At 69.1% G+C, this 7,606-nt stretch carries 7 protein-coding genes; 6 read left to right on the top strand and 1 reads right to left on the bottom strand.

The genetic code is table 11. The features are described from left to right. The first annotated feature begins 49 nt into the window (after positions 1–49). Genes HYU53_09380 through HYU53_09390 form a run of 3 tightly spaced genes read left to right on the top strand, consistent with a single transcriptional unit; the run spans position 50 to position 3,125 of the window. The gene (locus HYU53_09380) at positions 50–814 is read left to right on the top strand and encodes a class I SAM-dependent methyltransferase (GenBank protein MBI2221406.1); all 765 of its coding nucleotides are present in this window, start codon (positions 50–52) and stop codon (positions 812–814) included. After that, positions 811–1,602, top strand: a complete 792-nt coding sequence (gene dapF / locus HYU53_09385) for a diaminopimelate epimerase (protein MBI2221407.1) — start codon at positions 811–813, stop codon at positions 1,600–1,602. The genes HYU53_09380 and dapF overlap by 4 nt, the downstream gene beginning before the upstream one ends. After that, the gene (locus HYU53_09390; GenBank protein ID MBI2221408.1) at positions 1,599–3,125 is read left to right on the top strand and encodes a DASS family sodium-coupled anion symporter; all 1,527 of its coding nucleotides are present in this window, start codon (positions 1,599–1,601) and stop codon (positions 3,123–3,125) included. Before dapF ends, HYU53_09390 begins: the two co-directional genes overlap by 4 nt. A gap of 41 nt (positions 3,126–3,166) precedes the next feature. Here HYU53_09390 and HYU53_09395 read toward each other — a convergent pair whose 3' ends face one another. After that, entirely contained in the window at positions 3,167–3,742 is a 576-nt protein-coding gene (locus HYU53_09395; GenBank protein ID MBI2221409.1) for a DUF4398 domain-containing protein, read from the bottom strand. Between the two features lie 23 nt (positions 3,743–3,765). Between HYU53_09395 and radC the strand changes: the two genes are divergently transcribed. Genes radC through metG form a run of 3 tightly spaced genes read left to right on the top strand, consistent with a single transcriptional unit; the run spans position 3,766 to position 7,569 of the window. After that, on the top strand, positions 3,766–4,452 hold the full coding sequence (radC, locus tag HYU53_09400; GenBank protein MBI2221410.1) for a DNA repair protein RadC: 687 nt from the start codon (positions 3,766–3,768) through the stop codon (positions 4,450–4,452). Beyond that, a complete protein-coding gene (gene larC, locus HYU53_09405; GenBank protein ID MBI2221411.1) occupies positions 4,449–5,657 on the top strand; it encodes a nickel pincer cofactor biosynthesis protein LarC in 1,209 nt (402 codons plus the stop codon). Before radC ends, larC begins: the two co-directional genes overlap by 4 nt. Continuing rightward, positions 5,647–7,569 (top strand): methionine--tRNA ligase, encoded by a 1,923-nt coding sequence (metG, locus tag HYU53_09410; protein MBI2221412.1) that lies wholly within the window; start codon positions 5,647–5,649, stop codon positions 7,567–7,569. Before larC ends, metG begins: the two co-directional genes overlap by 11 nt. The last annotated feature ends 37 nt before the right edge of the window (positions 7,570–7,606 follow it).

The raw sequence follows: 7,606 nt of genomic DNA on the forward strand, positions 1-7,606 counted from the left end.
TGTCATGCAGCGGCCGGCGGTGAGGCCGGCCGCGTTATAGTAATGCCGCGTGTCCCCATCCTCCAACGCGGGCGTCCGCGAATATTGGAACGTCCGCATCCACGACCTCGAGATTTCCCGCAACGCGCCCGGCACACGCGAGTTCTTCCGCGACCTCGACGAGTACCATTTCGAGAAGCTGCACCACCTGCTCCGGCTGGTTGACTTCGCTGGTTTCGCCGGCCGGCGCGTGCTGGACGTCGGGTGCGGCGCGGGCGTCGATCTCGCCAGGTTCGCGCGCGGGGGCGCCCGCGCCACGGGGATCGACCTCGCGGGGGCGGCGGTCCGGCTCGCGCAGTCGAACGTCGGTCAGCAGCACCTCCGCGCTGCGTTCGTCGAAGGGGACGGCGAGCAGTTGCCGTTTGCCGGCGCCGTGTTTGACCTGGTCTACGCGCACGGCGTCGTGCAATACACGAGCGACGGCCGCCGGTTGATCGAAGAATGCCGGCGCGTGCTGGTGCCGGGCGGCACCGCGATCTTCCAGGTCTACAACCGCATCTCCTGGCTGAACGCGCTGTCCAAATTGATGAACGTCGGCCTGGAACACGAAGACGCGCCCGCGCTTCGCAAGTACTCGATAGGAGAGTTCCGGGCGATGCTGGCCGGATTCCGCGACGTGCGGATCGTCGAGGAGCGCTTTCCGGTCAAATCGCGCCTCCACAAGGGATGGAAGGGCGCGATCTACAATTCGGCATTCGTGGGGACGTTCAACGCGCTGCCGCGCGCATGGGTGCGGCGGTTTGGCTGGCACCTGCTCGCGTTCTGCACAAAATGAGACTCGTCAAGGCGCACGCGTACGGCAACGACTTCCTCCTCGCCGAAGACCCCCCCGTACCGCTCGACGACGCGGCCGCGCTCGCGCGCGCCGTCTGCGGCCGCCACCGCGGAATCGGCGCCGACGGCCTGATCCTGTATCGCGCCGGTCCGCGCGGCGCCGCCATGCGGCTGCTCAACGCCGACGGCAGCTATTCCGAGGTGTCAGGCAACGGCGTCCGCTGCCTCGCGGCCTTGCTGGCTGCGCGCGCGCCAGGAGAACGCGGCTTCACCGTGGACACCGACGCGGGCTCGAAACGGCTCGAGCTGCTCCAGCGCGATCCGCGCGGGCGCATGACCTTCCGTGCGGAGATGGGCGAGCCCGAACGCATCGAGCGGATCATCTTGTCGGGCCGGGAGAGCTGCACCGTGACGACGCTGCGTGTCGGCAACCCGCAGTGCGTGATGCTCGTGTCCGCGGCGGAACTCACCGAGGCGATGCTTCACAAATTCGGGCCGTTCCTGACGTCCCATCCGCATTTCCCCGCGGGAACCAACGTGGAGCTGGCGCACGTGGAATCACCAGGCCGCGTCAGGATCCTGATTTGGGAGCGGGGCGTCGGTCCGACCGAGGCGTCGGGCACCGGCGCGTGCGCCTCGGCCGTTGCCGCCATCGCACACGGCGGCGCGTCGCGGGACGTGGACGTGATTTCGCCAGGCGGCACGCAGCGCGTCGAGTGGCGCGACGATGGGCTGTACCTCACGGGCTGGGCGGAACTGATCTGCGAGGCGGAATGGCTGCAGCGGTGAGGCGCATCCACGAGGCGGCGCACTCCGTGGAGGCGTACTCTCCCGCCGAGGAGCAGTTCAATCGGCGCCGGCGGACCGCGGGACTGCTGATCGCCCCGGTGGTGTTTCTCGTGCTCCTCGCCCTGCCCTCGACGCTGCCGGCTGGCGCGCAGCGGCTGGGCGCCGTGATGGCCGCGATGGTCGTCCTCTGGATCACGGAGGCGCTGCCGCTCGCCGTGACCGCCCTGGTCGGCCCAATCCTCGCCGTGCTGCTCGGCGTCGCGCCGGCGCGCACCGTGTTCGCGCCGTTTGCCGATCCAATCATCTTCATGTTCATCGGCAGCTTCATGCTGGCTGAGGCCATCTTCGTGCACCAGCTCGACCGCCGCATCGCCTACACGGCGTTGGCGTCGCGGCTGGTGCGGGACGGGAGCGCCGGCCGGCTCGTTCTCGTCTACGGCGCGGTGTGCGCCGGGCTGTCGATGTGGATCAGCAACACCGCAACGACCGCGATGATGTTCCCGATCGGCCTGTCCGTCGTCGCGCAGCTCACGCCCGGCGAGGCGAGCCAGGCCGACGCGCGGCGGCTCGGGATGGTGATGATGCTCATCACCGCGTTTGCCGCCTCCATCGGCGGCATCGGCACGCCCATCGGGACCCCCCCGAACCTCATCGGCCTCGCGATGCTCGACCGATTGGCGGGCCGGCGCGTCACCTTCACCGGTTGGATGCTGTTTGCCCTGCCGCTCATGGTCGCCCAGTTCGGCGTTATCGTCGCCTGCTTCCGGATGACGGCGTTGCGCGGCGTAGAGCTGGTGTCTGGTGGACGCGACGTGCTGCGTCAGGAGCTGAAACGGCTCGGGCCGCTTTCGCCCGGGCAGCGCAACGTGCTCGTCGCCCTCGGGGTCACCGTGGGGTTGTGGCTCGTGCCCGGGGTGTTCGCGGTCCTCGGGGCGGGAGAGAGCGCGGCGGCGCGGCGGTACAACGCCCTGGTTCCGGAGTCGATTGCGGCGCTCGTGGGGGCGGTGCTGCTGTTCCTGCTGCCGCTCAACTGGCGCGCGCGCCGGTTCACGCTGACGTGGGAGGAGGCCGTCCGCATCGACTGGGGCATCGTGCTGCTGTTCGGCGGCGGCCTCGCGATGGGGGAGCTGGCTTTTTCGAGCGGCCTGGCGAGGGCGATGGGGGAGGCGTTGATGGCGTGGCTGCCCGGTCGCGGGCTGCTGGCCCTCACGATCGCCTTCACCGCCGTCGCGATCGTCATGTCCGAGGCGGCGTCGAACACCGCCTCGGCGAACATCGTCGTGCCGATCGCGATTGCCGCCGCGTTCGCCTCCGGCCTGGATCCGACCGTGCCGGCGCTCGGCGCCACGCTGGGCTCGTCGCTCGGCTTCATGATGCCGATTTCGACGCCGCCGAACGCGATCGTCTACAGCTCGGGATACATCCCGATTACCGCAATGATGCGGTACGGCCTCGCGCTGGATGTGGCTGGCTTCGTGCTGATCGTGACCCTGCTGAACTTCGGAGCGGGTTGGCTGTTCTGACGATGTGGGGTGGCTGCAGCGGGTGAAATCTTTTCAACACCTCACCGGCGGCGGCGCGCCGAACGCGCGGGCTCGCGCCTGGCCAGCGCGCTGATCGCGCTCGCCATCCGCGCAATCGCGGGCTCCAACGTGGGTGCGACCTCCAGGTAGGCTTCCTTCTCCATCGCCGCGCGTGCTTCTTGCAAGGCCTCTCGTGCCTGGCCGATGGCCGTACGGGCCGGCGCCAGCTCGCGCGGTCTGTGCCGCGCGAACTCGGGCCCGGCGAGGCGCGCCTCGGCGTCGTGGACCGCGGTTTCGGCCGCGCCCAGCGCGCGCTCGGCCCTGCCGCGGGCCTCGGCCTTGCGGTCGGCGGCCGCGCGCGCGGCGTCCTGCGCCCGCTGGCTGGCATCGAGCGCGTAGCGGAGCGCCAGGCGGTAGTCGTTCTGGTCGACCGCCTGCTGCGACTGATCGAGCGCCTGCTGCGCGTCGCGGAACTCGGCGGACGCGAACGTTGCCGCGCCGGCGGCCCGAGCCGCGTCGAGGGCCCCCTTGGCCTGGTGCATTTCCTTGTACGGCGGCTCGGAGCAGGAGAGCGTGAGCGCGGCCACCAGGGCCGCGGCAGCGGGGCGCAGGCGCATCGACAAAGTATAGCTGGTGTAGCATGAAAGGAATCGCTCCGCACGATCGGCCGCGCGAGCGGCTGGACCGCGTGGGACCATCGGCGCTTGGCGATCACGAGCTGCTCGCGGTCGTCCTCGGGCACGGGAACAGGAACCGGACGTCGATCGAGCTGGCGTCGGCGCTCCTCGAGAGCGCCGGCGGGCTGCACGGCCTGGCGCGGGTCACGGCCGACGAACTGCAGGACGTTCCGGGCATCGGGCGCGCGCGGGCCGCGCAGGTGCTCGCCGCCGTGGAGCTGGGCCGGCGAACGCTCGCGCGCGCGCCGCGCGCGCGGCCGCAGATCGCCTGCGCGCGGGACGTCGCCGAGCAGCTGATGCCGCAATTCGGCAGCTGCGCCGTCGAACAGTTCGGCGTGGTGCTCCTCGACACGAAGCACCGCGTGATGAAGACGCGGCTGCTCTCGGTGGGATCGCTCGACGCCAGCGTGGTGCATCCGCGGGAGGTGTTTCGCGCGGCCGTGCTCGGGGGCGCCGCGGCGGTCGTGCTGTTCCACAACCACCCCTCTGGCGATCCGACGCCCAGCCGTGAGGATAGCGACCTGACCAGGCGCCTGGTCGCCGCCGGGCAGTTGATGGGCATCGACGTCCTGGACCACGTGATCCTGGCCGACACGCGCTTTGTGAGCCTGCGCGAGTACGAGAAGCGGAAGGTCTTGAGCGAAGAATGACGGTTCTCTACCTGGATTGTTTTGCCGGCGCTTCGGGTGACATGTTGCTCGGCGCGCTGGTCGACGCCGGCGTACCGCTCGACGAGGTGCGCCGCGCGCTCGGCAGCCTGGGTCTGGAGGAAGGCGTTTCGATCGACGCCGCGCGCGTGCTCCGGTCGGGAGTGTCGGCGACGAAGTTCCGCGTCGGTGGCCCGCCGGCCGAAGGGCACCCGCATCGCCATCTGGCCGGCATCGAGAAGCACATCCGCCGTTCGGCCTTGTCCGCCGCGGCGCAGGATCGCGCAGTGCGGTTGTTTCACCGCCTGGCCGAGGCCGAGGCGGCGATCCACGACACGCCGTTGGAGAAGGTGCACCTGCACGAAGTCGGCGCGCTCGACTCGATCATCGATATCGTCGGCGCCGTTCATGCCTTGGAATTCCTGGGCGTCGATGACATCGTCGCCTCGCCGCTGAACGTCGGGAGCGGCACCATCGAGTGCGCGCACGGGACGTTCCCCGTGCCGGCCCCCGCGACGGCGCGGCTGCTGACAGGCGTCCCGGTGTATTCGAACGGGCCCGCGGTCGAAATGGTGACGCCGACAGGCGCCCTCCTCGTTTCCAGCTACGCGCGGAGCTATGGGCCGATCCCCGGCATGCGCGTGGAGCGCATCGGGTACGGCGCCGGCGACCGCGACACGAAGGGCTTCCCGAACGTGCTGCGGGTGCTCATCGGCCAGCGCGCCGAGCACCCGGAGCACCCCGAGCACCCGGGGCACCTCGTGATCGAGGTCCGCTGCGAAATCGACGACATGAACCCTCAGATCTTCGGCACGCTGATGGATCGGTTGCTCGAGGCCGGGGCCCTCGACGTGTTTTTTGCGCCGGTGCAGATGAAGAAGAACCGTCCCGGCACGCTCGTGACCGTGCTCTGCGCGCCCGCGGCTCGCGAGCGCGTCTTCGACCTGCTCTTCCGCGAGACGACCACGATCGGGCTGCGCTGGCAGGAGATGAAACGGGAGTGCCTCGAGCGCGAGATCCGGAGCGTGACCACGCCGCTTGGCGAGGTGCGCTTCAAGGTGGCGAAGCGCGGAGGCCAGATCGTGAACGCGACGCCCGAATACGACGATTGCGTGCGGCTCGCGACCGCCCGCGGCCTCTCGGTCAAGGAGGTGCAGGCCCGGGCGCTCGCCGCCTGGATGCACGCGGAGGCGCCGCATGCCCGCTGAGCGCTTCTACCTCACGACGGCCATCGACTACGTCAACAGCCGCCCGCACCTCGGCACGGCGTACGAGAAGATCACGGCGGACGTCATCGCGCGCGATCGGCGCCTGCGCGGCCGGGACGTGCGGTTCGTCATGGGCAACGACGAGCATTCGCAGAACGTGTTCAAGAAGGCGCGCGAGCTTGGCATGGAGCCGCTGGCGTACTGCGACATGATGGAGCGCGAGTTCCGGGACGTCTGGAAGCGCCTCGACATCTCCTTCGATGATTTCATCCGCACCACCGAACCGCGCCATCGCGCGGCCGTCACCAGGCTGGCGGACAGGATCGCCGCGGCCGGCGATATCTACGAGGGCTTCTACGAAGGCTGGTACTGCGTCTCGTGCGAAGCCTTCAAGCAGGAAAAGGACCTCGTCGAAGGCAATTGCCCGGTCCACCAGACGAAGCCTGAGTGGATCCGGGAAAAGAATTTCTTCTTCCGGCTGTCGAAGTACCGCGACCGGCTGCTCGAGCACTTCCGGGCGCATCCGGAGTTTCTCGAGCCCGAAATCCGGCGCAACGAGATCCTCAGGCTCCTCGAGACCGGCCTCGAGGACATCTCGGTCAGCCGTGCGGGCCAGGCGTGGGGTATCCCGCTGCCGATGGATCCCTCGAGCGTCATCTACGTCTGGTTCGACGCGCTCATCAACTACATCGCCGCGGTCGGCTACGGCACCGACGACCGGCTGTTCGAGCGATGGTGGCCGGCGAGCCTGCACATCATCGGGAAGGACATCACGCGGTTCCACTGCGTCGTCTGGCCCGCGATGCTGATGAGCGCGGGCGTGCCGCTGCCGACGCACGTCTTCGGGCACGGGTGGGTCCACTACAAGGGCCTCAAGATGAGCAAGTCGCTCGGGACGGTGGTCGATCCGTTCGATGCGGCTGACCGCCTGGGCGCCGATCCGCTGCGGCTGTATCTGGTCAAGGAGATCACCTATGGCGGCGACGGCGATTTCACGTGGGAGCGGTTCGAGGAGCGCTATAACGTCGACCTCGCCAACAATCTCGGCAACCTGGTGAGCCGGCTGTCGGCAATGGCCGATCGGTACCGCAAGGGAAGGGTGAAGGCGGCGGGGGAGTCCGGGCGGCTGGCCGCGGTGGCGCAGGCCGCGCTGGTGCACTACAGCGCCAGCATGGAAACCTTCGCGCTCCACGAGGCGGTCGCGGCCGCGTTCAGGATCGTGGATGCGGCCAACGAGTTCATCGCCGAGACCGAGCCGTGGGGGCTCGCGAAAGACCCCGCAAACGCCGCGAAGCTCGATCGGGTGTTGTACGACGTTGCCGAGGCGGTCCGGATCGCAGCCATCCTGCTGTTGCCGGCGATGCCGACCTCCGCGGCGGAGATTCTGCGGCGGGTCGGGGAGAACAAGCCCGCCTCTGACATTCGCTTCGAGGAGGCCCGGTGGCGTGCCGAAGGGGAGAAGATAATCTGCACCGGCCCGCCGCTCTGGCCGCGACTCGAGCCCAAGGAGAATATTGTGACCGAACCCTCGTCTGAACCCTCGCCCGCGCCTTCCCCAGAACCGGCGTCCGCCGCTCCTGCGTCCGACCGCCTGTCGATCGACGACTTCATGAAGATTCAGCTGCGCGTCGCGAAAGTGCTCGCGGCCGAGAAGGTGCCGAACTCGCGCAAGCTGATGAAGATCCAGGTGGACCTCGGTACGGAGCAGCGGACGATTGTCGCCGGCATCGCCGAGGCCTACGAGCCCGAGCAGCTAGTGGGGCGCAGCATCGCCGTCCTCGCCAACCTGAAGCCCGCCAAGCTGATGGGGATCGAGTCGAACGGCATGCTGCTCGCCGCCAGCCCGGACGGCGGAAAGCCGGAACTGGTCACGTTCGACAACCCGCCGGCGCCGGGGACGCGCATCAGATAGCGGCCAGTGGCCAGTAGGACAGACTCTCGTTCCGGCC

It is taken from the genome of Acidobacteriota bacterium (assembly GCA_016184105.1).
Lineage (GTDB): Bacteria > Acidobacteriota > Vicinamibacteria > Vicinamibacterales > 2-12-FULL-66-21 > JACPDI01.

Bases quoted from the DNA above. Each gene is read 5' to 3' on its own strand.
- larC (MBI2221411.1), top strand. From the start codon at position 4,449: ATGACGGTTCTCTACCTGGATTGTTTTGCCGGCGCTTCGGGTGACATG.
- radC (MBI2221410.1), top strand. From the start codon at position 3,766: ATGAAAGGAATCGCTCCGCACGATCGGCCGCGCGAGCGGCTGGACCGC.
- HYU53_09395 (MBI2221409.1), bottom strand. From the start codon at position 3,742: ATGCGCCTGCGCCCCGCTGCCGCGGCCCTGGTGGCCGCGCTCACGCTC.
- metG (MBI2221412.1), top strand. From the start codon at position 5,647: ATGCCCGCTGAGCGCTTCTACCTCACGACGGCCATCGACTACGTCAAC.
- dapF (MBI2221407.1), top strand. From the start codon at position 811: ATGAGACTCGTCAAGGCGCACGCGTACGGCAACGACTTCCTCCTCGCC.